Consider the following 24,889-nt stretch of genomic DNA (forward strand, 5'->3'; position numbering starts at 1 on the left):
CATGCTGTATAAATAAACAGTATGAAGACGCCCCATTCCTCCGACGCCGCGCCCGCTCCGGACGCTCCGCTCCTGCCGGGCGCTCCGCTGAAAGGCCGGGGCACGGCCTGGGCCATCGCCCACCGCTTCGAGACGCGCGAGCGCGAGCAGTTCGACGACGGCTGGGGCAACCTGGACCAGCAGGCCGCCGAAGAAACCCTGCCGCCGCGCACCCAGATCATCGAGGAGCAGGCGGGGCGCATCCTGAGCGGCAATGAATCGCCGGACATCGGCTTCGATCTCTCCATCAATCCCTACCGCGGCTGCGAGCATGGCTGCATCTACTGCTTCGCCCGGCCCACGCACAGCTATCTGAACCTGTCGCCGGGGTTGGACTTCGAGACCCGCATCATCGCCAAGGTCAATGCCGCGCAACGCCTGCGCGAGACCTTGGCGAGCCCGTCCTACCTGCCGCTGGCGCTGTGCCTGGGGACCGCGACCGATGCCTACCAGCCAGTGGAGCGGCGCTTGCGCATCACACGCGGCATCGTCGAGGTGCTGGCCGAGGCTCAGCATCCCTTTTCACTGGTCACCAAGTCCAGCGGCGTGGAGCGCGACCTGGACCTGCTCGCGCCCATGGCCGCCCGCGGGCAGTTCGCCGTCTATGTGTCGATCACGACGCTGGACCCGCAGCTGGCCCGCTTGCTGGAACCGCGCGCCGCGTCGCCGCAGCGCCGGCTGCAGACCCTGCGCACGCTGTCCGAGGCCGGCGTGCCGGTGGGTGTCAGCGTGTCGCCGGTGATTCCGTTTCTCAACGAGCCTGAGCTGGAGCGCATCCTGGAGGCGGCGGCCGACGCTGGCGCCAGCAGCGCTTTCAGCATCCCGCTGCGCCTGCCCTGGGAGGTTCGCCCGCTGTTCCTGGACTGGCTGCGGCAGCACTACCCGGAGCGCGCCGAACGCGTGATGGCCCGGCTGCGCGACATGCGCGGTGGGCGCGACAACGACCCCCGCTTTGGCAGCCGCATGCGCGGCGAAGGGCTGTGGGCGGACCTGCTGCGCCAGCGCATGCGCAAGGCCTGCCAGCGGTTGGGGCTGCTGCGGGAGCGGCGCTCCATGGACTACAGCGGGTTTAGACGGCCGGTTGGGATGGCGGGGCAGGGGGATTTGTTTTAGTGGGTGTGGGAGGCGGGGAAGGCTTGGATTGACTGTTTGCGCGCTGCGCAGAGCCCGCCGGGTACGGCTGGGTTCCACACTGGGCTCGCTGCCAAGACGTCTGCCGATGCTTGCGGCTCGACGCCGCGAGCATCGGCGGTATTCGGGGCCGAGCGCCGGGCCGCCCCAAGCCGGCCCACCTGCCGATACGGGCGGCTCCATGCCGCCCGTATCGGCGCCCCCGCGGGGGGCCGCCCAAGGTATTCCTTGGGCGGGGGGGCCACACACTCCCGGGCACTCAAATCCTGCAAGCCCCCACCCAATCCCAATCCTTGCGGTACAGCTGGGTCTGCACGCCGGCCAGGCTCAGCACGGTGTGGAACAGGCCGTCGTGCGACAGCGGCGTGTCCAGCCGCTGTGCCAGGCAGGCACGGTCCACGCCGGCGGCGCGGCTGCTGGCTTCGGGCAACCAGAGGACCATAGGCACATGCTTCTGCTCCTGCGGCGCCACGGAGTAGGGCATGCCGTGCAGGAAGAGGTTCTTCTCGCCCAAGGACTCCCCATGGTCGGAGACATAGGCCAGGCTGGGCGCGAAGCGGTCCTGCTGGGTCTCCAGCCAGCGCACCGCGCTGGCCAGCACGCGGTCGGTGTAGGCGATGGTGTTGTCGTAGGCGTTGCGCACCTCGTCCACCGGGCATTGCTGCAGCGCGTTGCTGCGGCACTCCGGCTGAAAGGGCTTTCGATCCGGCGGCGTGCGCTTGTAGTAGGCCGGGCCATGGCTGCCCATCTGGTGGAGCACCAGCACGACGCCCCGCGCGACGCGCTGCGGGTCCAGTTGCGCGATGCGGGCTTCCAGGTCATGCAGCAGGGCCTCGTCCAGGCACTCGCCATCGGCGCCGCACAGCCCCTGCGGCAGCGGGTGATCGGCTCGCGCGGGGTTGATGGCCTGGGCGTTGGGCACGCGGTCGCAGATGCCTTTGCAGCCGGACTGGTTGTCCAGCCACAGCACGGCCAGCCCGGCACGCTGCAGCACGTCCATCAGGCTTTCCTGGTGCGGCTTGAGGTCGGTGTAGACCTCGCGACCCAGCGGCGAGAACATGCAGGGCAGCGACGCAGCGGTGCTGGTGCCGCAGGAGCTGACATTGCGGAAGCTCAGCACCGGCAGCTTGGCCAGCTCCGGGTTGGTGGGCTTGGCATAGCCGTTGAGCGAGAAGTTGGCCGCGCGCGCCGTCTCCCCGACCACCAGCATCACCAGTGGCGGCTTCGCGCCCTCGGCGCGGGGCGCCAGCTTGGCGTCCAGGCCGATGGCCTCGGGCGGGCCCTTGGGCTTGCGCTGCGATTCCGCGGCCACCACGCCCACGCCCCACAGCGCATTCACCGGGCTGATCATGTAGCGCAGGGACTTGTGGTTGCGCATGGTCGAGGACAGGTCGGCAAAGCTGGTCAGCGCCAGCAGCACGGCCGCGATCAGGCCCAGCACCAGGCCGCCCAGGTTCCATGAGATGCGCCGCGCCCAGCTGCTGTCCTTCAGCGGCTGGCGCCACAGCCACCAGGCCGGCAGCGCCGCGATCACCAGCACGCTCGCCACCATGCGCAGGCCCAGCAGGTCCCGGGTCTCGCGGACGTCGGTCTGCAGCGCATTCGTGATCATGGTGGCGTCGATCACCACCCCATAGCTGCCCATGAAATGCGCCAGCACGGCGGTTATCAGCAGCATCGCGGTGAGCGCCGGCTTGACCACCGGCCGCCATGCCAGCAGGCTCGCCAGCGCGCCCAGCAACGCGCAGACGATGGCGGCGAACACCAGCACGAAGAGCCTGCCCTTGGGCTCGGCGAATTCGCTCATGCCCAGCATGCGCTGCCACAGCGGCCAGTTGCCGACGGTGCCCATCCACAGGGCCGCGATCCAGGCGAGGTTGAGCGGGGAGAAGCGCGCGGCGCGTGGCTGAAGAGCTGTCCGGAGGTCTCGCATCGGTTCGGGTCTGGGGCAGAGGGGGCTGTCTTGTAGCCCGAGGGGCTGAAGTCAAGCTGAAGCGAGTGAGGGCGCCCGGCCCTCCGGCGCCGGGGCACCGAGGCTCAGCCGCGCATCACCATCGCGCCAGCAGCACGCGCGGCGCGCAAACCTTGGCCGCTGCGCTGCACGTAGCGCTGCTGCAGCCGCTCGATCTGCTCCAGCAGCGCGTGCTGGTCGGCGATCTTATCGTGGTGGCGTTTCAGGACCAGGGACGCGAGGTCGATCAGCTTGGCATTGCGGGTCTGGCCGCCATGCTCCAGCAGCAGTTGCACGGCGACGCGCGCGTCGCCACGCATGGCGTGGCGCATCGCCGTCTCGGCGACGTTGGCGATGTGCGCGTGGGCCTCGCGCAGGCGCAGCACCGCGGCTTCGTCGTCTTCCGCCATCGCCACCAACACCTCGGTGGCGGACTTGGACGCGCAGAAGCGCAGCCCCACGGTGCTCATCACTGCATCCATCTCGGCGCGCTCGATGCCTTGCCGCGCCAGCCGCACCCACAGCGCGATCAGCAGGCTGGCGGCTTCGAGGTCGACGTCATCCTGCTGCAGCAGCGCCGCGTCCTCGCGTGCCAGCTGCAGCGCATCGGTGGTCCTGCGTTCCTGCAGCAGGCGCAATGCGCGCAGCAGCAGGTCCAGGCGTTGCAGCCTGTCATTCTTGGGGTTGCGGATCAGGGCCTGCGCGAGCGCGTCCTGGGCGTACTTCAGGCCCTTGCCGTCGCGCTTGTCGAAACGCATCAGCGCGATCAGCGCCAGGCTGAGCCAGTCGAAGAGCTTGGAGCGCAGCCCCTGGGCCAGCGCCCGTTCCAGCAGCGTCAGCGCCTCGCTGCGGTCTCCGCTGTAGAAGGCCAGGGTGCCGCAATGCTGTTGGCGCAGCAAGCAGCCGGGCGTGAGCTTCACCGCGGTGCGGTAGGTCTGCAGCGCGGCGTCGATCTCACCCTGCTCCATCTGCACGCGGCCCATCAGGTCGTAGGAGTCGGCCTGCTCGGGCATCTCGCCGATCAGGGTTTCCAGCGTGCGCCGCGCGGCGGGCAGGTTGCCGCCCGCCACTTCGGTGCGTGCCACGCCCAGCCGTGCCCAGGGCACGGTGCGCGCCGCGATGATGGCTTCGTAGAGCCGGCGCGCCTCGTCATGGCGCTCCAGGCGCAGCAGCAGTTCGGCGCCAATGCGCGCGGCGTAGAGCCAATAGGGCGCGCGCGCCTCGAAGCGCTGCATGCACAGCTCGGCCGCGCGGACGAAGTCCTTGTCCTCGACCGCGTCGAAGATGTCCTTCAGCTCGCGCTTGCGCCGTCTCGCGCTGGACAGCCGCTCGGCCAGCGCCGCGCTGGTGTAGGGCTTGACCAGATAGGCATCCAGCGCCGCCTCGGCGGCCTCGGCGACCTTGGCGTAGGAGGCTTCGCCAGTGACCATCACGAAGACGGTCGAATAGGGCAGCAACTGCTCGCGGCGCAGTTCGTCCAGCAGATCCTGGCCGGACATGTCGGTGCCGTCGAAGTGGTAGTCGCACAGCACGATGTCGTAGGGTTGGGTCTCCAGGATCACGCGCGCGTCCTTGACGCGGGTGGCCTGGCGCACCTGGCCCACGCCCAGTTCGCGCAGCTGCGCGCTCATCAGGCTGCGCGAGGTGGCGTTGCCGTCGATGACCAGCGCACTGGCGCTGTTGATCGAGGTATCTAGCGAACGCATGCGCGGGCTCCGCGGCCGCGCCAAAGACAAGGACCCGCGCAGCCCGGTAAGGGCGGCAGCGGGTCCCGGTTTGGCTTACAGCGGCTCACCCCCGGACTATCGGCCGGAAAGTGTGCGAACTGTAGACAGGATTTGCCCGAAGGCGGGATTTATTTGAACAAATCCTTCACCCGGTCGGTCCAGCTCTTGGCGCTGGGCGAGTGGCGCTCGCCGCCTTCGCGCAACGAGCGGTCCAGCTCCTTGAGCAGCTTGCGCTGGTGCTCGGTCAGCTTGACCGGCGTCTCGATCGCGATGTGGCAGTACAGGTCGCCCGGATAGCTGGAGCGAACGCCCTTGATGCCCTTGCCGCGCAGGCGGAAGGTCTTGCCATGCTGCGTGCCCTCGGGCAGCTCAATCTCGGCCTTGCCGCCCAGCGTGGGCACCTCGATCGTGCCACCCAGCGCCGCCGTGGTCATGGAGACCGGCATGGTGCAGTGCAGATCGTCGCCATCGCGCTCGAAGATGTCGTGCTGCTTGATGCGGATCTCGATGTAGAGATCGCCGGGCGGCCCGCCGTTGACGCCCGGCTCGCCGTTGCCGGCCGAACGGATGCGCATGCCCTCGTTGATGCCGGCGGGGATCTTGACCTCCAGCGTCTTGGCCTTCTTCAGCTTGCCGGCGCCGTTGCAGGTGGTGCAGGGGTCAGGAATGATCTTGCCGCTGCCATGGCAGTGCGGGCAGGTCTGCTGGATGCTGAAGAAGCCCTGGCGCATGTGCACCGTGCCCGAGCCACCGCAGGAGCCACAGCTCTTCGCGCTGGTGCCAGGTTTTGCGCCGGTGCCGCTGCAGGTTTCGCAGGACTCCCAGGAGGGGATGCGGATCTGCGTTTCCTTGCCGCGCGCCGCCTCTTCCAGCGTGATCTCCATCGCGTAGGAGAGGTCCGAGCCGCGGTAGACCTGCTGTCCGCCGCGCCGGCCGCCACCTCCACCGCCGGCGCCTCCGAAGATGTCGCCGAAGATGTCGCCAAAGGCCTCGGCAAAGCCGCCAAAGCCCTCGGCGCCGGCGCCGCCACGGAAGCCGCCCGCGCCCATGTTGGGGTCAACGCCGGCGTGGCCGTACTGGTCGTAGGCCGCGCGCTTCTGCGCGTCGGTGAGCATTTCGTAGGCCTCCTTGGCCTCCTTGAACTGCTCTTCCGCCGCCTTCGCACCCTCGCCCTGGTTGCGGTCGGGGTGGTACTTCATCGCCAGCTTGCGATAGGCCTTCTTGATGTCCTCTTCGCTGGCGTTCTTGGCCACGCCGAGAACTTCGTAATAGTCACGCTTTGCCATCGGGCATCCCTTGCATCTGAAACACAGCGCCGCGCAAGGCGCCCGGGGCACCTGCGCGGCGGCGTGACGGGCCCGGCGTTGAGCCGGGCCCGGCCCCTGTGCTTACTTGCTGTCCTTGACTTCCTTGAACTCGGCGTCGACGACGTTGTCGTCCGCCGGCTTGCTGGCGGACGGCTGGGCCTGGGGCTGCTCGCCCGCGGCGGCGGCACCTGCGGCGCCGGCCGCGGCCTGGGCCGCCTGAGCGTCGGCGTACATCTTCTCGCCCAGCTTCTGGCTGGACGTCATCAGCGCCTCGGTCTTAGCGTCGATCGCGGCCTTGTCGTCGCCCTTGATGGCTTCTTCGAGGTCCTTGATCGCGGCCTCGATCTTGTCCTTCTCGCCGGCCTCCAGCTTGTCGCCGTGCTCGGTGAGGGACTTGCGCACCGAGTGCACCAGACCGTCGGCCTGGTTCTTGGCCTGCACCAGCTCAACCTTCTTCTTGTCCTCGGCGGCGTTGGCCTCGGCGTCCTTCACCATCTTTTCGATCTCGGCCTCGGACAGGCCGGAGTTTGCCTTGATGGTGATCTTGTTCTCCTTGCCGGTGCCCTTGTCCTTGGCGCTCACGTGCAGGATGCCGTTGGCGTCGATGTCGAAGGTGACCTCGATCTGCGGCAGGCCGCGCGGCGCCGGCGGGATGCCTTCCAGGTTGAACTCGCCCAGGCTCTTGTTGGCCTGCGCCAGCTCGCGCTCGCCCTGGTAGACCTTGATGGTCACGGCCGGCTGGTTGTCGTCCGCGGTGGAGAAGGTCTGGCTGAACTTGGTCGGGATGGTCGTGTTCTTCTTGATCATCTTCGTCATCACGCCGCCCAGGGTCTCGATGCCCAGGGACAGCGGGGTGACGTCCAGCAGCAGCACGTCCTTGCGGTCGCCGGACAAGACCTGACCCTGCACGGCGGCGCCGACGGCGACGGCCTCATCCGGGTTCACGTCCTTGCGCGGCTCCTTGCCGAAGAACTCCTTGACCTTCTCCTGCACCTTGGGCATGCGGGTCATGCCGCCGACCAGGATCACGTCGTCGATCTCGCTGGTCTTCACGCCGGCATCCTTGATCGCGATGCGGCAGGGCTCGATGGTGCGCTCGATCAGCTCTTCCACCAGGGCTTCCAGCTTGGCTCGGGTCAGCTTGATGTTCAGGTGCTTGGGACCCGAGGCATCGGCGGTGATGTAGGGCAGGTTGATGTCGGTCTGCGAGGAGTTGGACAGCTCGATCTTGGCCTTCTCGGCGGCTTCCTTCAGGCGCTGCAGCGCCAGCACGTCCTTGGTCAGGTCGACGCCTTGTTCCTTTTTGAACTCGGCAATGATGTAGTCGATGATGCGCTGGTCGAAGTCTTCGCCGCCCAGGAAGGTGTCGCCGTTGGTCGACAGCACCTCGAACTGCTTCTCGCCGTCCACGTCGGCGATTTCGATGATGGAGATGTCGAAGGTGCCGCCGCCCAGGTCGAACACGGCGATCTTGCGGTCACCCTTGCCATGCTTGTCCAGGCCGAAAGCCAGGGCCGCCGCGGTGGGTTCGTTGATGATGCGCTTGACGTCCAGGCCGGCGATGCGGCCGGCATCCTTGGTGGCCTGGCGCTGGGCGTCGTTGAAGTAGGCCGGCACCGTGATCACGGCTTCGGTCACTTCCTCGCCGAGATAGTCCTCGGCGGTCTTCTTCATCTTGCGCAGCACCTCGGCGCTGACCTGCGGCGGCGCCAGCTTCTTGCCGCGCACCTCGATCCATGCGTCGCCGTTGTCGGCGGCGGTGATGGTGTAGGGCATCAGGTCGATGTCCTTCTGCACTTCCTTCTCGGTGAACTTGCGACCGATCAGGCGCTTGGAGGCATAGATCGTGTTCTTCGGGTTGGTGACCGCCTGGCGCTTGGCCGAGGCGCCGACCAGGATCTCGCCGTCTTCCTGATAGGCAATGATGGACGGAGTGGTGCGCGCACCTTCGGCGTTCTCGATGACGCGGGTGCTGTTGCCTTCCATCACGGCCACGCACGAGTTCGTGGTGCCCAGGTCAATACCGATGATCTTTCCCATGTTCTTGCTCCTGCGGAGAATCTGTTTCGTTGCTGTGCGAGATGCGGATCGATCGCGGCGTTTCAAGAGGCCGCGAACAGGTCGGGTTTATTTCGGTGCGGCCACCGTCACCAGAGCCGGACGCAGCACGCGCTCGGCGAGGGCGTAGCCCTTCTGCAGCACGGTGACCACGGTGTTGGCCTCCTGCTCGGCGGGCACCATGGAGATGGCCTGGTGCTGGTGCGGGTCGAACTTGGCGCCGGCGGCCGGATTGATCTCCATCACCTTGTTGCGCTCCAGGGCCTGGAGCAGCTGGCGGCGCGTGGCGTGCACGCCCTCCAGCACCTGCTCCACGCTGGCGTCGGGGCGGGCGATGGCCGCCTCCATGCTGTCCATCACGGGCAGCATGGCCTCGGCAAAGCTCTCGATCGCGAACTTGCGCGACTTGCTGACTTCCTCCTCGGCGCGGCGGCGGATGTTCTCGGCTTCCGCCTTGGCGCGCAGATAGGCATCGGACATCTCGGCCAGGCGGGCCTCGGTCTCGGCCAGCTTGGCCGACAGGTCCTGCTGGGGCGCCTCGGTCTGGGCGGTCTCAGGCGTTTGCGGATCGGGCTGAACAGGGTCGGTGCTCATGGTGGTCTGCGTTCGATGACGACTCCAGGCTCGGAGCCAAGGAAATGCGATGCGGGGCATCTGGGGGCAGAAGCCGAGGCTTCAAGAGGGATTTTTGAGAAAAAGAAGCAGCGAAAACCAGGGGTTTTCCGGGGAAACCCAGGTGTGCGGCTCAGCTCGGTTCGTCCAACTCGGCGCTCCAGCGGTTCCAGTCGGCCAGGCGGCGGCGGTCTTGCTTGGTGGGCCGGCCCTGGGTGATGGTGGCCGCCGGCTCGGGCGCCAGGCGGCGAGCCTCGCGGGCGCGCTCGCCGGCCGCGAGGCTGGCCGGGGTTTCCTCATAGAGCTGCTGGGCCACCGGCGCCGGGCCGCGCACGGCACTGAGGCCGCGCACCCAGACCTCGCGTTCCACCGCGCCCTGGCGCAGCCGCACGCGGTCACCCACGCGCAGCTCGCGCGACGCGCGGGCGGCCTGGTCGTTGACGCTGACGCGCCCCTTGCCGATTTCCTCGACGGCCAGCGAGCGGGTCTTGTAAAAGCGCGCCGCCCACAGCCATTTGTCCAGACGCAGGCCCTCGTCGCCCGTTTCAGCGGCCGCCGGCCGGCCGGCCGTCCTGTCTTGTCTTGCCATCGGCGGATTGTCCTCCAAGCCCGGCCCGCGCCTAGGCGCAGGGCAGGGTGAGCACCGCGTCCAGCCCGCGCACGCGCCCGCCTTCGACGCGGTTGTTCAGCTCGAGGCGCCCGCCCAGCGAATCGACGATCTCGCGGCAGATCGCCAGGCCCAGCCCGGCGCCACCGCTCTGGCCGTGGCTGGTGAAGGGCTGCATCAGCCGCGGGCGCAGGCTGTCCGGGATGCCGGGGCCGCTGTCGCTGACGCGCAGTACCACCCGGTCCGCCTGGCGCTCCAGCCCCAGGTCCAGCCGGCCGCCGGGCGGGCTGTGCTTGAGCGCGTTGTGCAGCAGGTTGCGCACCAGCTCGCGCAGGGCCCAGGCATGGCCGCAGACCGGCGCCGGCTGGGTGCTCAGCTCGAAGTCCAGCCCGGCGTCGGCGATCAGCGGGGCCAGGTCCAGCGCCACGTCGCGCACGGTCTGGGCCAGGTCCAGCACCGGCGGGTCGCGCTGCTGGCGCAGCTGCTCCACCTTGGCCAGCGCCAGCATCTGGTTGGTCAGCAGGGTGGCGCCGTCCACGGTCTGGCCGATCTCGGCCAGCGCCTGCGCGGGCGGCACGTCGCCGCGCTGCGCCGACTGCACCTGGGCCTTGAGCACCGCCAGCGGCGTGCGCAGCTGGTGCGAGCAGTCGCGCACGAAGCGCTTCTGGTGGCTCAGCAGGCCGGCCTGGCGGTTCCAGGCCTCGTTGATCGCGGCGATCAGCGGGGCCAGCTCCACCGGCGTGCCGGGCGGCGGCTCGATGGGCGCGACGTCGTCGGCATCGCGGGCGGCGATGTTGCGGCTGAGCTCGCGCACCGGCCGCGTGGCCAGCTGCACGACCAGCCACACGACGATGCCGATCACGCCCAGCAGCACCGCCTGGCGCCACAGCGTGGCCAGCAGCACCTGGCGCGCCAGCGTGCTGCGCAGCTCCAGGGTCTCGGCCACCTGGATGGTGGCCAGCCCCATGCCGGCCTGCCCGGTGACCGGCTGCAGCAGCACCGCCACACGCACCGGCGCGCCGCGATAGCGCTCGTCGTAGAAGTGGACGAGGGCGGCATAGCTGCTGCGATCGGGCAGCCGGCCGCGCCAGACAGGCAGGTCGGCGAAGCCGGAGACCAGCCGGCCGTCGAAGCCATTGACCCGGTAGTACATGCGGCTGCGGTTGTCGGCCTCGAAGGCTTCCAGCGCCGAATAGGGCACGTCGGCCACCAGATGCACCGCGTCGGGCGCGCCGGCCACCTGCAGGCGCTCGCCGATGGTCTTGGCCGAGGCCAGCAGCGTGCGGTCGTAGGCGGTGTCGATGGCCAGCAGCGCGTCGTGGTAGAGGCGGTAGGCGTTGGCCGCGACCAGTAGCCCCACCGGCAGCAGGATGCCCAGCAGCAGCCGGCTGCGCATGGATGCGGGCCAGGGCGTGCGCGCCATCAGTCGGGTGCCTTCAGCAGGTAGCCCAGGCCGCGCAGCGTGACGAGCCGGGCGCTCATCGGCGGCAGTTTCTTGCGCAGGCGGTAGGCCACCACCTCCACGGCGTCGGGCTGGACCTCCAGCGTGTCGCCGAAGACCAGCTCGGTCAGCCGCTCCTTGCTCAGCGCCTGGCCGGGTCGGGCCAGCAGCGCGCGCAGCAGCGCGGCCTCACGCGGCGGCAGCTCCAGCGGCAGGCCCAGGTGGTAGACCGCACCGCTGGACGGGTCGGCGCGCAGGCCGCAGAACACCGGCTCGGGCTCCGGTGCCGTGGCCGCGCTGCCACGGCTGCGGCGCGCCAGCGCGCGCAGGCGGGCCTCCAGTTCGTCGAGGTCGAAGGGCTTGGGCAGGTAGTCGTCGGCGCCGATGTTCAGGCCGAGGATGCGGTCGCCCACGGTGCCGCGCGCGGTGAGGATGATCACCGGGGTCTCCAGGCCATGGGCCCGGGCCTGCGTCAGCAGCTCCAGCCCGTCCAGGTCGGGCAGCGACAGGTCCAGCAGCACCACGTCGGGCGGGCTCGCGCGCCAGCGCTCCAGCGCCGGCAGGCCCTCGACGCAGCCGCTGACATGGATGCCGCGGCGTTCGAAGCTGCGCCGCAGCGTGGTCTGCAGCGCGGCGTTGTCCTCGATGAACAGCAGGGTGATGGGCGGCATGGCGGCAGTGTCGGGGACAGCGTGCCGCGCGCCGAGTTCAGGTTAACCCTGTGGGAACGGACAGCGGTTTGACAGCCCGGCTGCGCAGCATGCGCAGCCAGCGCCGGCCGAACCGACATCGTGGACCGGGGCACCCATCAAGGAGACAAGCATGAGCCTCAAGCACACCCCGCCGCCGGCAGCGGCCCTGGCCCTGCTGCTGGCCGCCTTCGCGGGCCCGGCCGCGGCGCAATCCAGCGTCACGCTGTTCGGCGTCGTGGACGTCGGCGTGCAGTCGCTGAAGAACGGCAGCAAGCGTCTGTCGCTGCAGAGCATTGATGGCCTGCAGACCAGCCGGCTGGGCTTTCGCGGCAGCGAGGACCTGGGTGGCGGGCTCAGCGCCAGCTTCCACCTCGAAGGGGCGATCGGCCCGGACACTGGCGCGGGCTTCGACTTCCGCCGCCGCGCTACGCTCAGCCTGGCGAGCAAGGAACTGGGCGAGCTGCGCCTGGGCCGCGACTACACGCCCACCTTCTGGAACATCAGCCGCTTCAATCCCTTCGGCACCAATGGCGTGGGCGCGGCCAGCAACCTGGTCTACGGCTTCGAGGGCAAGTCCGCGACGGCCAAGACCGTGATCCGCTCCGACAACTCGGTGGGCTATTTCCTGCCCGGCGGCCTGGGCGGCGTCTATGGCCAGGCCATGCTGGCGGCCGGCGAGGGCAGCACCGGCAAGTACGAGGGCCTGCGCTTGGGCTACGCCGAGGGTGCGCTGGACCTGGCCGCGGCCGTCTCGCAGACGGTGAACACCGCGGCCGGCGACAAGTTCAAGGTCGGCAACATCGGCGCCAGCTACCGGCTCGGCGCGGTCCAGCTGATGGCGCTGTACCACGTCAGCAAACAGCAGACGCGCAAGCAGACCAACGGGGTGCTGGGTGTCCTCTACGCGATAGGCAACGGCACGGTGCGCGCCAGCTACACCCAGGCCAAGCTCAGCGACACCGGCGTGAACAACACCGGCCGCATGCTGGCGATCGGCTACCGCCATGACCTCTCCAAGCGCAGCGCGCTTTACGCCACTGCCTCGCGCGTCAGCAACAGCGCGCAGGGGCAGTTCCTGATTCCCGGAGGCTCGGCGGTGGCGCCGGGCGAAAGCTCGCAGGGGCTGGAACTGGGCCTCTACCATTCGTTCTGACCGTTCAGACACAGGAGGCCCGGGCCACGCCCCAGGCCCATCAGGAGACATGCATGCGTAGAAACGAATTTATGAAGGCCCTGGCCGCGCTCGCGGCCTGTGGCGCGCTGCCGGCCCAGGCCAGCACCGCGATGAAGATCATGGTGCCGGCCAATCCGGGCGGTGGCTGGGACAACACCGGCCGTGCCCTCGGCCGCGCGCTGCAGGACGCCGGCGCGGCCACGGCCGTGAGCTACGAGAACAAGGGCGGTGCCGCCGGTGCGATCGGCCTGGCCCAGTTCGTCAGCGCGAGCAAGGGCGACCCCCACGCGCTACTGGTGATGGGCGCGGTGATGCTGGGCGGGCTGATCACCGGCAAGCCGCCGGTGAGCCTCAGCCAGGCCACGCCCATCGCGCGGCTGACCAGCGAGTACAACGTCTTCGTGCTGCCCGCCGCGTCGCCGCTGAAGAGCATGAAAGAGGTGGTGGAGCAGATGCGGCGCGACCCCTCCAGCGTCAAGTGGGGCGGCGGCTCGCGCGGCGCCACCGAGCACATCGCGGCGGCCATGCTCGCGCGCGACGTGGGTCTGGATGCCGCGAAGATCAACTACGTGCCCTTCCGTGGCGGCGGCGAGGCCATCGCGGCGATCCTCGGTGGCAACGTCACCGTGGGCGGCAGCGGCTACAGCGAGTTCCAGCCCTATATCGAGAGCGGCAAGATGCGTCACATCGCGGTGACCGCGCCGCAGCGCCTCAAAGGCCTGGATGTGCCGACGATGAAGGAGCTGGGCTACAACGTCGAGATCGGCAACTGGCGTGGCGTCTACGCGCCGCCGGGCATCACGCCCGCGCAGCGCCAGGCGCTGACCGAGAGGGTGCTCAAAGCCACGCGCAGCAAGGCCTGGGCCGAGGCGCTGGAGAAGAACGGCTGGACGCCCGCCGTGCTCACCGGCCGCGAGTTCGAGGACTTCGTGGACCGCGAGTTCGCCGCGCTGCGCGCGATCATGGCCAAGTCGGGGATGGTCTGAACATGGCCGACGTCCACAAGACCGCGGTGCGTCACCAGACCGCGGTGGGCCTGGGCGCGCTGCTGCTGGGGCTCTTGATGGGTCTGGGCGCGCGGCGCATTCCGTCCGAGGCCGGCTATGCCGGCGCCGGGCCTGACATGCTGCCCTGGCTGGTGTCCGGCGCGCTGATGCTGTGCGGCGCCTGGCTGGTCTGGGAGGCGCGCAGCGGCGGCTATCGCGCGATGGAGCCGCCCTCCGGCGCGGAGCGCGCCGACTGGCGCGCCGCGGCCTGGGTGGTCGCGGCACTGCTGGCGACCGCGGCGCTGATCACCCACGTCGGCTTTGTGCTCGCCTGCACGCTGTGCTATGGGCTCGCGGTGCGCGGCCTGCGCCTGGCCGAGGGGCGGCGCGGCGCGGGCGCGCGTGGCCTGCTGCTGGACGCACTGACCGGGTTGGCGCTGGCGCTGCCGGTGTTCTGGGTGTTCAACAGGCTGCTGGGCCTGAACCTGCCGGCGCTGAGCGCCTCCGGCCTGATCTGACGGAGGGCGCGCGATGCAGGAACTCTGGACCCAGCTGCTGGGCGGCTTCGCGACCGCCGGCACCGCGGTCAACCTGATGTGGGCCTTCGTTGGCTGCGCGCTGGGCACGGCGATCGGCGTGCTGCCGGGGCTGGGGCCGGCGGTGACGGTGGCCATGCTGCTGCCCATCACGGCCCAGGTGGAGCCCACGGCCTCGATGATCTTCTTCGCCGGCATCTACTACGGCGCGATGTATGGCGGTTCGACCACCTCCATCTTGCTGAACACGCCCGGCGAGACCGGCACCATGGTGACGGCGCTGGAGGGCTTTCGCATGGCCAAGAGCGGCCGTGCCGGCGCGGCGCTGGCGACGGCGGCGATCGGCTCCTTCGTCGCCGGCACCATCGCCACCGTGCTGGTGACGCTGTGCGCGCCGTTGCTGGCGGACTTCGCCGTGACGCTGGGGCCGCCGGAGTACTTCTGCCTGATGCTGCTGGCCTTCACGACGGTCAGCGCGGTGCTGGGCAAGAGCACGCTGCGCGGGCTCTGCTCGCTGTTCATCGGCCTGGCGATGGGGCTGGTGGGGCTGGACCAGATCACCGCGCAGGTGCGCTACACCGGCGGCATCCCCGAGCTGATGGACGGCATCGAGGCGGTGCTGGTGGCGGTGGGCCTGTTCGCCGTCGGCGAGACGCTCTATCTGGCGCTTTACGAGGGGCGCAGCGAGCAGCACCTGAACCGCCTCAGCCGCGTGCACATGGACCGCGGCGAATGGCGCCGCTCCATCCCCGCCTGGCTGCGCGGCACGGCCATCGGCTTTCCCTTCGGCACCATCCCCGCCGGGGGCTCCGAGATCCCGACCTTCCTGAGCTATGCGACCGAGCGCAGGCTCTCGCGCCACAAGGACGAGTTCGGCACGGTTGGCGCGATCGAGGGCGTGGCCGGCCCGGAGGCGGCCAACAACGCGGCCGTCACCGCCACCCTGGTGCCGCTGCTGACGCTGGGCATTCCGACCTCGGTGACGGCGGCCATCCTGCTGTCGGCGCTGCAGAACTATGGCATCCAGGCCGGACCGCAGCTGTTCCAGACCTCGTCCACCCTGGTCTGGGCGCTGATCGCGTCGCTGTACATCGGCAACGTGATGCTGCTGGTGCTCAACCTGCCGCTGGTGGGGCTGTGGGTGAAGCTGCTGAAGATCCCGCGCGCACCGCTGTACGCGGGCATCCTGATCTTCGCCACCGTGGGGGTCTATGGCATGCGCCAGAGCGCCTTCGATCTGGTGCTGATGCTGGCCATCGGCCTGCTGGGCGTGCTGCTGCGGCGCTTCGACTTTCCGCATGCGCCGGTGGTGGTGGGCATGATCCTCGGCCCGCTGGCCGAGGCGCATCTGCGCAATGCCGTCGCGATCGGCGGCGGGCAGTGGAGCGTGTTCCTGCAGCGCCCGCTGTCGCTGACGCTGCTGATCGTCGTCGTGCTGGTGCTGCTGCTGCCGCCCGTGCTGCGCCGGCGGCGCCAGGGCTGAACCCGACCGGGTGTCCCGGACTTCCTCAGCGCGGAGCGCCCGCGGCCAGCGCTGCCTCGCGCTGACGCGCCGCTGCCGCCGCGTCCGGCATGTCGCGCGTGGGCCAGCCCTGCAGATGGCGCTCGGCCAGCTCGGTCAGCGCGCGCATGCCCTGGCGATCGTCGTTGAGGCAGGGCACATAGGAGAAGCGCTGACCGCCGCTGTGCAGAAAGGCCTCGCGCGCTTCCATCGCGATCTCCTCCAGCGTCTCCAGGCAGTCGGCCGCGAAGCCAGGGCAGATCAGGTCCACCGACTTCAGGCCCTGACCGGCCAGCTGGCGCAGGGTGGGTTCGGTATAGGGCTGCAACCACTTGGCCTTGCCGAAGCGGCTCTGGAAGGTGACCATCCATTGGTCGCGCTGCAGCCCCAGCGCCTCAGCGAGCAGCCGGCCGGTCGCCAGGCATTCGCAGTGGTAGGGGTCGCCCAGGTGCAAGGTGCGTTCCGGCATGCCATGGAAGCTCATCACCAGCTTGTCGCCGCGGCCCTCGCGCTGCCAATGCGCGCGCACGCTGGCGGCCAGGGCCTGGATGTAGCCGGGCGCGTCGTGGTAGCGGTTGATGAAGCGGAACTCGGGCAGGTGGCGCGTCTTCAGCGACCAGCGCGCCACGTCGTCGATCACGCTGGCCGTGGTCGCGCCGCAGTACTGTGGGTAGGCGGGAAAGACCAGCACCCGCGTCACGCCCTCGGCACGCAGCGCGTCGAGCTGGCTGGCGATGCTGGGGCGGCCGTAGCGCATTGCATGGCGCACGATCACGCGGTGCCCGCGCTCGCCCAGCATGCCCTGCAGCAGCTTGGCCTGGCGCTCGGTCCACACCGCCAGTGGCGACCCTTCCTTCATCCACACGCTGGCGTACTTGGCCGCGGACTTGGCCGGTCGCACGCGCAGGATGATGCCGTGCAGAATGGGCCACCAGGCCAGCTTTGGGATCTCGACCACGCGCGGATCGCCGAGGAACTGGGCCAGGTAGCGGCGCAGCGCGGGCGCCTCCGGTGCGTCAGGCGTTCCGAGGTTGCAGAACAGCAGCCCGATGCGGGGCTCGCTGCCATGGGGGAGGGTGGGTTCGGTCTTGAATCTCATCGGGAAAGCGAGTCCAGGCCACGCGGGGTTCAGAGCGGGCGCAGATGCTCGTCGTCGGTCACGGGCAGGCGCTCAGTGTCGGCGAAATGCAGAACCTCGAAATGTACCGACGGGGCTTGGCCGTCCTGCGGTGGGCCGCCCAGGCCGATCACGCCGCTGCCATGCAGGGTGCAGGCACTGCGCCGCAGGCTGAGGATCTCCCCACTGGCGCCGAAGCGCACGAAGCTGCCGTTGTAGCTGAGGTCGGTGAGAATGAAGCTGGTGCCCTGCCAGTCGATGCGGGCATGGGAGCGGGACACGCGCACGTCGGTGATGCAGTAGGTCGCCTGCGTGCTGCGACCCAGCACCACGGGCATCGCGTCGATGTCGAAGACGCGGTCCAGGTCCTGCCAGATCAGCCGTATGCCCTCGGGCTCATGCGGACGGCGCACGATGGCGCCGAACTGGGTGGCCGCGGCATCGGTCGGCCCGCCGCTGCCATCCAGCATGTACAGGTGCACCGGCTCGGCGCGGCCGCGCACCGCGATGCGGTCCAGGCTGCGGAACTTGCCACGCTGCGCGCTGCTCAACCCCTGAACCACCTCGGCGGTGACCAGGGTCTCGCTGTCGCCGGCATGGTCCAGCAGTCGCGCCGCCACGTTGACCGCGTCGCCGAAGCAGTCGCCGCGTATCTCCACCACTTCACCGCGCGCCAGCGCGACCTGCAGCTGCAGGCCACTCAGCCGCGGGCTGCGCCCGGCTTCCTTGCGCAGAAGCTCCTGCATGCGGATGGCCGATTTGACGCCTTCGCGCGGATGGTCGAAGACCGCCATCAACCCGTCGCCCAGGGTCTTGATCAGCTGGCCGCGGTACTCGTGCACCGCCTGGCCGACCAGGCCCACGGTGCCGGTGACCAGGTCGGAGGCCTCGGCATTGCCCAGGGTCTCGAACAGCGCCGTGCTGCCGCGCAGGTCGGCAAACAAAACGGTGCGCTCGCGGATCTGGGACATGTGACCAAGTGTGATGAAAGTCTCAGTGTAGCCCCCGTGCATGTCGGGCCGACGGCGGAAAAGCCCGGGGGAGGGGGTGCATTCGTGCGCACTATGACGCGCCACCCCCTGCACGCGGGGGGCCTGAACGGGCAAAGAAAAGCCGGCCCGCGGGCCGGCTGGTGTCCGTGCAGGACGAGCTCTTACAGGTTGTCCAGATAGGTCCGCAGCTTGTCCGAGCGGCTGGGGTGCTTGAGCTTGCGGATGGCCTTGGCTTCGATCTGGCGGATGCGCTCGCGGGTGACGTCGAACTGCTTGCCGACTTCTTCCAGCGTGTGGTCCGTGCTCATCTCGATGCCGAAGCGCATGCGCAGCACCTTGGCCTCGCGCGGGGTCAGGCTGTCGAGGATGTCCTTCACCACCTCGCGCAGGCCGGCCTGCATGGCCGCCTCGATGGGCGCGGTGTTGTTGGTGTCCTCGATGAAGTCGCCCAGGTGGCTGTCGTCGTCGTCGCCGATCGGCGTTTCCATGGAGATCGGCTCCTTGGCGATCTTCATGATCTTGCGGATCTTGTCCTCCGGCATCTCCATCTTCTCGGCCAGCGTCGGCGCGTCCGGCTCGAAGCCGAATTCCTGCAGGTGCTGGCGCGAGATGCGGTTCATCTTGTTGATCGTCTCGATCATGTGAACCGGAATGCGGATGGTGCGCGCCTGGTCGGCGATGGAGCGCGTGATGGCCTGACGGATCCACCAGGTGGCGTAGGTCGAGAACTTGTAGCCGCGACGGTACTCGAACTTGTCCACCGCCTTCATCAGGCCGATGTTGCCTTCCTGGATCAGGTCGAGGAACTGCAGGCCGCGGTTGGTGTACTTCTTCGCGATGGAGATCACCAGGCGCAGGTTGGCCTCGATCATTTCCTTCTTCGCGTCGCGCGAGGCCTTTTCGCCCTCGTTCATGCGCTTGTTGATCTCCTTGAGATCGTCCAGCGGCACGACGGCCTTGGCCTGGATGTCCACCAGCTTCTGCTGCAGCTCCTGCACGGCCGGCAGGTTGCGCGACAGCACGGCGCTGTAGTTCTTGCCGGCGGCGGCTTCCTTCTCGGCCCACTGCAGGTTCAGCACGTTGGGCGGGAAGGTCTTGATGAAGTGCTCCTGCGGCATGCCGCACTTGTCGACGACAATCTTGCGGATCTCGCGCTCGTAGCGGCGCACGTCGTCCACCTGCGAGCGCAGGATGTCGCACAGCTTCTCGATGGTCTTGACCGTGAAGCGGATCGTCATCAGGTCGGCGCTGATCGCGGCCTGTGCCTTGTTGTAGGCCGGCGACTTGTAGCCGTCCTTCTCGAAGGCCTGACGCATTTTGTCGAAGTGCTTGGCCAGCGCGTCGAGCTTCTCCAGCGCGGCGTTCTTCAGCTCTTCCAGCTTCTTGGTCAGGGCCTTGGAGCCACCGTTGCCGTCGTCATCGTCCTCTTCGTCGAATTCGTCGAAGTCTTCCTCGGCCACATAGTCGTCGGCCTCGTCATCGGACACGAAGCCATCCACCGCCTCGGAGATCTGCATCTCGCCGGCGCGGATCTTGGCTGCCATCGCGAGGATCTCGGCGATGGTGGTGGGCGATGCGCTGATCGCCAGCATCATCGCCTGCAGGCCACCTTCGATGCGCTTGGCGATTTCGATTTCGCCTTCGCGGGTCAGCAGTTCGACCGTGCCCATCTCGCGCATGTACATGCGCACCGGGTCGGTGGTGCGGCCGAATTCGGAATCCACCGTGGACAGCGCGGCTTCGGCGGCTTCCTCGGCTTCTTCCTCGGTCGCGGTCGGCGAGGTGCTGCCCTGGATCAGCAGCGTCGCGGCGTCGGGCGCCTGCTCGTAGACCGCGATGCCCATGTCGTTCAACATGGACACGATGGCCTCGAGGATTTCCTCGTTGATCAGCTTTTCGGGCAGGTGGTCGTTGATTTCCTGATGGGTCAGGAAACCACGGGTCTTGCCCATCTTGATCAGGGTCTTCAGCTCCTGGCGGCGCTTGGCAACCTCTTCCTCGGTCAGCGCGGTCTCATCCAGGCCGAACTCGCGCATCAGCGCGCGCTCCTTGGCGCGGCTGACCTTCATGCGCAGCGGCTTGGCCTTGGCCTTCTCTTCGCTGACCTCTTCCGCCTCGACTTCCGGCTCGGCCTCCGCCTCGCCTTCGCCGCCTTCGAATTCCGTTTCCAGGTCGTTGAAGTCTTCCTCTTCTTCCTCGACCTTGGCCTTGGCGGACTTCTTGTTTTCCGTCGCGGCCTTGGGCTTGCGGCCGCGCTTGGGCTTGGCGTCGTCGCTGGCGGCGGCCTTGGTCTTCGCGGTCTTGGCCGGCTTCTTGGTTTCTTCGGCCAGTTCCTCAGTCTTGGCGGCAGCCTTGGACGCGGTCTTCTTGGCGGTCATGCAGTTCCTCGGATGGGTGATGCAATGCAAACAGCCACCTGGCCGGCGCGCGTTAGAAACAACGCGCTGTGCCCAGGCGGCTCATATCGATGGCCTAGGTCCGACATGGGGTCTGCCCGGTCGGACACAAGGCTTTGCGCGTGAAGGCTAGCGTGAACGTTTGCAATTGCAGCCCAGGCGGATAGGGTGGCCTTCTAAGTTGCCCCAAGGTCAATGGGGGGCCGGGTCCGGTTGGTGCTGCCGTCACTCTTGACGCGCGAAAACTCTTAATTATCGATCAAGTTCGAGGCAGGGTCAAAAAATCAGGCCTTCTTCAGGTCCTGGATCTGCTGATGGAGGGCTTTCAGCTGCTGCAAGGTTTCGGCCTGGGGCGGCTGCGAGGCCAGGTGGCGGCTGCGCGCTTCGAGGTCGGCGATCCACAGCTGGCGCATCACCTGGCGGAACTCCTCGCCCAGCGGGCCGGTGGCCTCGTCCGGCGCGGCGATGTCGCCGCCGGCGATGCGCCTGGCCATCTCCAGCCGGTCTTCCTCGACCAGCGCCGCACGCATTTCATTCCAGGGCACGCTGCCATGGTGGGTCAGGTAACGCTCCAGCCAGGCCACCATCTCGCCGTGCTCGCCGGGCAGCTGGTGCAGCAGGTGCAGGTCCTGCTCGCTCAGCGACTCCCACAGCGCGCTGTGCTGCAGCAGCATGCGCAGCGCATGGTCCATCGGCGATGGCGGGGCACGCCGGGGCAGGCCCAGCGTGGGGTCCTGCTCGCGGCGGCGCCAGTCGCCGCCGCCGCGCTTGCCGCCCTTGCGGAATTCGCTGTCCGGCACCCAGCGGCGCTGCTGACGCGGCGCGGGTTCGGCGGGCGCCGCGGCGGGGGCTTCCTCGTGGCCGGCACCGCCCATGGCCCAGTCCGGAGGCGGATCGGCGTCGGGGATGTGGGCGTCCCAATGCAGGTCCTCGACCGGGCCACCGTCCCACGGGGCACCGCCGCTCGTCGCCGCCTGCCGGGTCGCCGGGGCATGGGCGCCCGCCGACGCGGCGGAACGGGGCGCGGACGCCGCCGGCCGGCCGCCCGGCGCGCCGGCCTGCCAGAGCGATTGCAGCTCCTGATCGGGCAGTTGCGCGCTGCGCGCGAGTTCGCCCAGCAACTGGCGCTTCAGCAGCCCGTCCGGCAGCGCGCTCCACAGCGGCCGGGCCTGGGCCAGCATGCGTGCCCGGCCCTCGGCGCTGCCCAGGTCGCAGCCCTCGGCCGCGCTGTCCAGCAGCTGGCGCGACAGTGGCACGGCCTGCGCCACGCAGCGCTCGAAGGCCTCGCTGCCCAGTTCGCGCACATAGGAGTCCGGGTCGTGCTCGGTCGGCAGGAAGAGGAACTTGATGCTGCGCGTGTCGCTGGCATGCGGCAGCGCGGCCTCCAGCGCGCGACCGGCCGCGCGCCGGCCTGCGGCATCGCCGTCGAAGCTGAAGACCACGGTTTCGGTGAAGCGGAACAGCTTCTGGACATGGTCCGCGGTGCAGGCCGTGCCCAGCGTGGCGACCGCGTTGCCGAAGCCATGCTGAGCCAGCGCCACCACGTCCATATAGCCTTCGACGACCAGCGCATAGCCCTTGCGCCGCAGCGCGGGGCGCGCCTCGTGCAGGCCGTAGAGCTCGCGGCCCTTGCTGAAGACCGGCGTTTCCGGCGAGTTCAGGTATTTGGGCTCGCCCTTGTCCAGCACCCGGCCGCCGAAGCCGATCACCTGGCCCTGGACATTGCGGATGGGGAACATGATGCGGTCGCGGAAGCGGTCGTAGCGGCGTTGCTCTTCGGCGCTCTTGCCGGGGTCTTCCTGCAGGATGACCAGCCCGGCCTCGACCAGCAGCGGGTCGTCGTAGGACGGGAAGGCGCTGGCCAGCGCGCGCCAGCCCTCGGGCGCATAGCCCAGCCCGAACTGCGCGGCGATTTGCCCGGTCAGCCCGCGGCCCTTCAGGTAGGCCACCGCGCGCGCGTTGCCCTTGAGCTGCTTGCGGTAATGCTCGCCGGCGCGTTCCAGCACCTCGCTCAAGCTGGCCTGGCGCTGTTTCTGCGCCTGTTCCCGCTCACGTTCCTGGACGCTGCGATTGTCCTCGGGCACCTGCATGCCGGCCTGTTGCGCGAGGTCGCGGACCGCGTCGATGAAGCCGATGCCCAGGTGCTCCATCAGGAAGCGGACCGCGTCCCCATGCACGCCGCAGCCGAAGCAGTGGTAGGTCTGGCGCGTGGGGCTGACGATGAAGCTGGGCGTCTTCTCGCCGTGGAAGGGGCACAGCCCCTTGTGGTTGATGCCGGCTTTCTTGAGCTCGACGTGGCGCGACACGACGTCGACGATGTCGACGCGCGAAAGAAGATCCTGAATAAAGCCCGGTGGAATCACCCCGGCAGTCTACCGGCCCGGGCGTTCAGCCAGACCGAGACCTGGTCCGCGGGCATGGGCAGCGCGATGCCGTTGCCCTGGGCCTGTTGGCAGCCCAGCGCGCGCAGCGCGTCCAGGTGCGCGGGCGATTCGGCCCCTTCAGCCACCGTGGCCAGCCCCAGTTCGCGCGCCAGAGCGAGCGCATTGCGCACCAGCGCCTGGTCTTTCTCGTTGACCAGCAGGGTCTGCACGAAGGAGCGGTCCAGCTTCAAGGCGTCAAAGGGCAGGCGGCGCAGATAGGCCAGGTTGGCGTAGCCGGTGCCGAAGTCGTCCAGCGCCAGCTTCAAGCCCAGCGCGCGGCATTCCCGGAGCACCGATTCGGCCAGCCCCAGGTCGGGCAGGGCGCTGGATTCCAGCAGTTCCAGGCACAGCTGCTGCGGCGCCGGAGCGCCGGGCTGGGCCAGCAGCTCGCGCAGCCGGGCCACGAAGCCGGGGGACTGCAGATGGCGGGCGCTGATGTTGAGGCTCAGCTCCAGCGCCAGGCCCTGGTCGCGCCAGCGGCCAGCCTGGGCCAGGCCTTGCTGCAGCACCCAGTCGCCCAACCGGCCGGCGAGCGGGCTGGATTCCACATGGTGCAGGAAGCGGTCCGGCCCCAGCACGCCCTGCAGCGGGTGGCGCCAGCGCAGCAGGGCCTCCATGCCGACGACGCGGCCGTCCGCGAGCGCGATCTTGGGCTGGTAGTACAGCATCAGTTCGCCGAGCTCCAGCGCCTGCTCCAGGTCGCGCAGCTGGTGGCTGCGCTGCTCGCTGGCCTGACCGTCCCCGGGGTCGAACATCGCGTGGCGGTCGCGTCCGTCGCGCTTGGCCTGGTTCAGCGCGCTGGCGGCATGGCGCATCAGTGTTTCCGCCGCCGCCTCGTCCATCGGATACAGCGTGGCGCCCATGCTGACGCTCAGCGGCCGGTCCTGGACTGCGCCGCGGGCGTGGCGCAGCAGCCGGCGCAGTGCCTGATGGGCTTCCTGCTCGTCGCTGACATGCAGCAGCAGCCCGAACTCGTCGCCGCCCAGCCGGGCGATCGCGTCCTGCGGCCCTGAGGCGCCGCGCAGCGCCGAGCGCAGGCTGTGCGCGAGGTGCTGCAGCACCCGGTCGCCGCCTTGCTCGCCGAGTTCGGTATTGATGCGTGCGAAGCCATCGACGTCCAGGCGCGCGACGCACAGCGCGCCCTGGTCGGGTCGCCAGCGGGCCTGGGCCTGGGCGATGCGCTCCGTCAGGCCGGCCTCGTTGAGCAGGCCGGTCAGCGGGTCCTGCCGGGCCAGGCCCAGCAGCAGCTTCTCGCGCGCCTCGGCGGCACTGCGGTCGTCGATCTCCAGCATGAAGCGGCGCGGCGCCTGTTCCAGCGCGTCCGCTTCTTCCTCTTCGCCGGTCTCGATGACGTGCAGGCGCAGAAGCAGGCTGCGCAGCTGGCCGTGGCGGTCCTGGATCCATACCGCGCCCTCCCAGCCGGCCTCATCGGGCCGCGCCCGCGCCGCGTCGCTGAGCTGCGACCAGAGCGCGGAGGCCTCGTGACCGCCGGTCGCCAGCACCTCCGGGCCGAGGACCGCGGGGCGCTGCCCTTCCATGGCCCCGTCCCAGTCCGCGCAGAGCCGGTGGAAGGCGGGATTGGCCTGTTCGATGCGCCAGGCGCCATCCAGCAGCGCCTGCGCCTGACCGCTGAAGCGGAACAGACCGCGGGCGCTGGCCTCGCGCTCGCGCTGAGCCTGCCGCTGGCGCGCATCGCTCAGCGCGCAGCGGGCCAGGCGCGCCAGTCCACGCGCATCGCGCTCCAGCACCTCGGCACGCAGCTCAAACCATGTCCAGCCCCCCTCTCCGTCGCTGAGGCGAAGGCGCTCGTGCAGGACCGCGCCGAAGGGGGAGGGGACCACCAGCAGGCCCTGCAACCGCGGCGCCAGGCGCTGGCGATCAAGCGCATGGCTGTGTCGCAGCCAGTCCAGCCAGTCGCCCTGCGGAGGGCCCAGGCGCTGATGCCAAAGACGGGAAGCCTGCAAGCCGGCGCGGCTGATGCACAGCACGGCCAGGCCCGCATCACTCAGCGCACCGTCCCAGAGTGCCAGCTGTTCACGCCGCAGGCGGCCCAGCCCCAGCGCGCCGGCCAGCCAGCCGAGCAAACCGCCGGCCCGGATTCCGGCCACGGAATGTGGCGCCTGCGGGCGGTCTTGCCTCCCAGGCGTGACGGCGTCGAGTATTTTCAAGGCCCGTCCTCGCAAGCTGGGCAATGGCGTT

General features: G+C 69.2%; 18 protein-coding genes. 5 read left to right on the top strand and 13 right to left on the bottom strand.

The annotated features are described in order from the left end of the window. The first annotated feature begins 21 nt into the window (after window positions 1-21). Window positions 22-1,152, top strand: a complete 1,131-nt coding sequence (locus LZ017_RS02130; protein WP_241298394.1) for a PA0069 family radical SAM protein — start codon at window positions 22-24, stop codon at window positions 1,150-1,152. A gap of 277 nt (window positions 1,153-1,429) precedes the next feature. Here LZ017_RS02130 and LZ017_RS02135 read toward each other — a convergent pair whose 3' ends face one another. The 8 genes from LZ017_RS02135 to LZ017_RS02170 all read right to left on the bottom strand — a co-directional run bounded on the left by LZ017_RS02135 (window position 1,430) and on the right by LZ017_RS02170 (window position 11,535). After that, complete coding sequence (locus LZ017_RS02135; protein WP_241298395.1) at window positions 1,430-3,103, bottom strand: phosphoethanolamine--lipid A transferase; 1,674 nt, start codon at window positions 3,101-3,103, stop codon at window positions 1,430-1,432. A gap of 104 nt (window positions 3,104-3,207) precedes the next feature. After that, window positions 3,208-4,827, bottom strand: a complete 1,620-nt coding sequence (locus LZ017_RS02140) for a response regulator (protein WP_241298396.1) — start codon at window positions 4,825-4,827, stop codon at window positions 3,208-3,210. Between the two features lie 149 nt (window positions 4,828-4,976). After that, window positions 4,977-6,134, bottom strand: a complete 1,158-nt coding sequence (gene dnaJ, locus LZ017_RS02145; protein WP_241298397.1) for a molecular chaperone DnaJ — start codon at window positions 6,132-6,134, stop codon at window positions 4,977-4,979. A gap of 102 nt (window positions 6,135-6,236) precedes the next feature. Beyond that, entirely contained in the window at window positions 6,237-8,195 is a 1,959-nt protein-coding gene (gene dnaK / locus LZ017_RS02150) for a molecular chaperone DnaK (protein WP_241298398.1), read from the bottom strand. A gap of 87 nt (window positions 8,196-8,282) precedes the next feature. Next, the gene (grpE, locus tag LZ017_RS02155; protein ID WP_241298399.1) at window positions 8,283-8,807 is read right to left on the bottom strand and encodes a nucleotide exchange factor GrpE; all 525 of its coding nucleotides are present in this window, start codon (window positions 8,805-8,807) and stop codon (window positions 8,283-8,285) included. 151 nt (window positions 8,808-8,958) lie between these two features. After that, a complete protein-coding gene (locus LZ017_RS02160) occupies window positions 8,959-9,414 on the bottom strand; it encodes an RNA-binding S4 domain-containing protein (protein ID WP_241298400.1) in 456 nt (151 codons plus the stop codon). A 31-nt stretch (window positions 9,415-9,445) separates the two neighbouring features. After that, the gene (locus LZ017_RS02165; protein WP_241298401.1) at window positions 9,446-10,855 is read right to left on the bottom strand and encodes a sensor histidine kinase; all 1,410 of its coding nucleotides are present in this window, start codon (window positions 10,853-10,855) and stop codon (window positions 9,446-9,448) included. Next, the gene (locus LZ017_RS02170) at window positions 10,855-11,535 is read right to left on the bottom strand and encodes a response regulator transcription factor (RefSeq protein ID WP_241298701.1); all 681 of its coding nucleotides are present in this window, start codon (window positions 11,533-11,535) and stop codon (window positions 10,855-10,857) included. The genes LZ017_RS02165 and LZ017_RS02170 overlap by 1 nt, the downstream gene beginning before the upstream one ends. 160 nt (window positions 11,536-11,695) lie before the next feature. Here LZ017_RS02170 and LZ017_RS02175 point away from each other — a divergent pair, with 160 nt between their 5' ends. From LZ017_RS02175 to LZ017_RS02190, 4 genes are read left to right on the top strand one after another with little or no spacing between them, the layout of a single operon-like run. After that, window positions 11,696-12,718 carry a porin gene (locus LZ017_RS02175; RefSeq protein WP_241298402.1) on the top strand — a complete coding sequence of 341 codons (1,023 nt, stop codon included), beginning with the start codon at window positions 11,696-11,698 and terminating at the stop codon, window positions 12,716-12,718. Window positions 12,719-12,771: 53 nt separating this feature from the next. Next, entirely contained in the window at window positions 12,772-13,725 is a 954-nt protein-coding gene (locus LZ017_RS02180) for a tripartite tricarboxylate transporter substrate binding protein (RefSeq protein ID WP_241298403.1), read from the top strand. A gap of 2 nt (window positions 13,726-13,727) precedes the next feature. Continuing rightward, window positions 13,728-14,243 carry a tripartite tricarboxylate transporter TctB family protein gene (locus LZ017_RS02185; RefSeq protein ID WP_241298404.1) on the top strand — a complete coding sequence of 172 codons (516 nt, stop codon included), beginning with the start codon at window positions 13,728-13,730 and terminating at the stop codon, window positions 14,241-14,243. A 13-nt stretch (window positions 14,244-14,256) separates the two neighbouring features. Next, complete coding sequence (locus tag LZ017_RS02190; protein ID WP_241298405.1) at window positions 14,257-15,744, top strand: tripartite tricarboxylate transporter permease; 1,488 nt, start codon at window positions 14,257-14,259, stop codon at window positions 15,742-15,744. Window positions 15,745-15,769: 25 nt separating this feature from the next. On the opposite strand, the gene hemH is transcribed toward LZ017_RS02190, so the two are convergent. From hemH to LZ017_RS22220, 5 genes are all read right to left on the bottom strand, one after another. Then, entirely contained in the window at window positions 15,770-16,861 is a 1,092-nt protein-coding gene (hemH, locus tag LZ017_RS02195; protein ID WP_241298406.1) for a ferrochelatase, read from the bottom strand. Window positions 16,862-16,890: 29 nt separating this feature from the next. Further along, window positions 16,891-17,850, bottom strand: coding sequence for an adenylate/guanylate cyclase domain-containing protein (locus LZ017_RS02200; RefSeq protein WP_241298407.1), 960 nt, complete (start codon window positions 17,848-17,850; stop codon window positions 16,891-16,893). Window positions 17,851-18,032: 182 nt separating this feature from the next. Then, on the bottom strand, window positions 18,033-20,249 hold the full coding sequence (gene rpoD / locus LZ017_RS02205) for an RNA polymerase sigma factor RpoD (RefSeq protein ID WP_241298408.1): 2,217 nt from the start codon (window positions 20,247-20,249) through the stop codon (window positions 18,033-18,035). Between the two features lie 302 nt (window positions 20,250-20,551). After that, a complete protein-coding gene (gene dnaG / locus LZ017_RS02210; RefSeq protein ID WP_241298409.1) occupies window positions 20,552-22,630 on the bottom strand; it encodes a DNA primase in 2,079 nt (692 codons plus the stop codon). Then, a complete protein-coding gene (locus LZ017_RS22220; protein ID WP_241298410.1) occupies window positions 22,627-24,798 on the bottom strand; it encodes an EAL domain-containing protein in 2,172 nt (723 codons plus the stop codon). The genes dnaG and LZ017_RS22220 overlap by 4 nt, the downstream gene beginning before the upstream one ends. Window positions 24,799-24,889: the final 91 nt, after the last annotated feature.

The sequence above is a fragment of the Pelomonas sp. CA6 genome (assembly GCF_022549225.1).
Classification (GTDB): Bacteria; Pseudomonadota; Gammaproteobacteria; order Burkholderiales; family Burkholderiaceae_C; genus Roseateles.

Excerpts from the sequence above, each read along its gene's own strand:
- LZ017_RS02130 (WP_241298394.1), top strand. The coding sequence starts at position 22 with ATGAAGACGCCCCATTCCTCCGACGCCGCGCCCGCTCCGGACGCTCCG.
- LZ017_RS02135 (WP_241298395.1), bottom strand. The coding sequence starts at position 3,103 with ATGCGAGACCTCCGGACAGCTCTTCAGCCACGCGCCGCGCGCTTCTCC.
- LZ017_RS02140 (WP_241298396.1), bottom strand. The coding sequence starts at position 4,827 with ATGCGTTCGCTAGATACCTCGATCAACAGCGCCAGTGCGCTGGTCATC.
- dnaJ (WP_241298397.1), bottom strand. The coding sequence starts at position 6,134 with ATGGCAAAGCGTGACTATTACGAAGTTCTCGGCGTGGCCAAGAACGCC.
- dnaK (WP_241298398.1), bottom strand. The coding sequence starts at position 8,195 with ATGGGAAAGATCATCGGTATTGACCTGGGCACCACGAACTCGTGCGTG.
- grpE (WP_241298399.1), bottom strand. The coding sequence starts at position 8,807 with ATGAGCACCGACCCTGTTCAGCCCGATCCGCAAACGCCTGAGACCGCC.
- LZ017_RS02160 (WP_241298400.1), bottom strand. The coding sequence starts at position 9,414 with ATGGCAAGACAAGACAGGACGGCCGGCCGGCCGGCGGCCGCTGAAACG.
- LZ017_RS02165 (WP_241298401.1), bottom strand. The coding sequence starts at position 10,855 with ATGGCGCGCACGCCCTGGCCCGCATCCATGCGCAGCCGGCTGCTGCTG.
- LZ017_RS02175 (WP_241298402.1), top strand. The coding sequence starts at position 11,696 with ATGAGCCTCAAGCACACCCCGCCGCCGGCAGCGGCCCTGGCCCTGCTG.
- LZ017_RS02180 (WP_241298403.1), top strand. The coding sequence starts at position 12,772 with ATGCGTAGAAACGAATTTATGAAGGCCCTGGCCGCGCTCGCGGCCTGT.
- LZ017_RS02185 (WP_241298404.1), top strand. The coding sequence starts at position 13,728 with ATGGCCGACGTCCACAAGACCGCGGTGCGTCACCAGACCGCGGTGGGC.
- LZ017_RS02190 (WP_241298405.1), top strand. The coding sequence starts at position 14,257 with ATGCAGGAACTCTGGACCCAGCTGCTGGGCGGCTTCGCGACCGCCGGC.
- hemH (WP_241298406.1), bottom strand. The coding sequence starts at position 16,861 with ATGAGATTCAAGACCGAACCCACCCTCCCCCATGGCAGCGAGCCCCGC.
- LZ017_RS02200 (WP_241298407.1), bottom strand. The coding sequence starts at position 17,850 with ATGTCCCAGATCCGCGAGCGCACCGTTTTGTTTGCCGACCTGCGCGGC.
- rpoD (WP_241298408.1), bottom strand. The coding sequence starts at position 20,249 with ATGACCGCCAAGAAGACCGCGTCCAAGGCTGCCGCCAAGACTGAGGAA.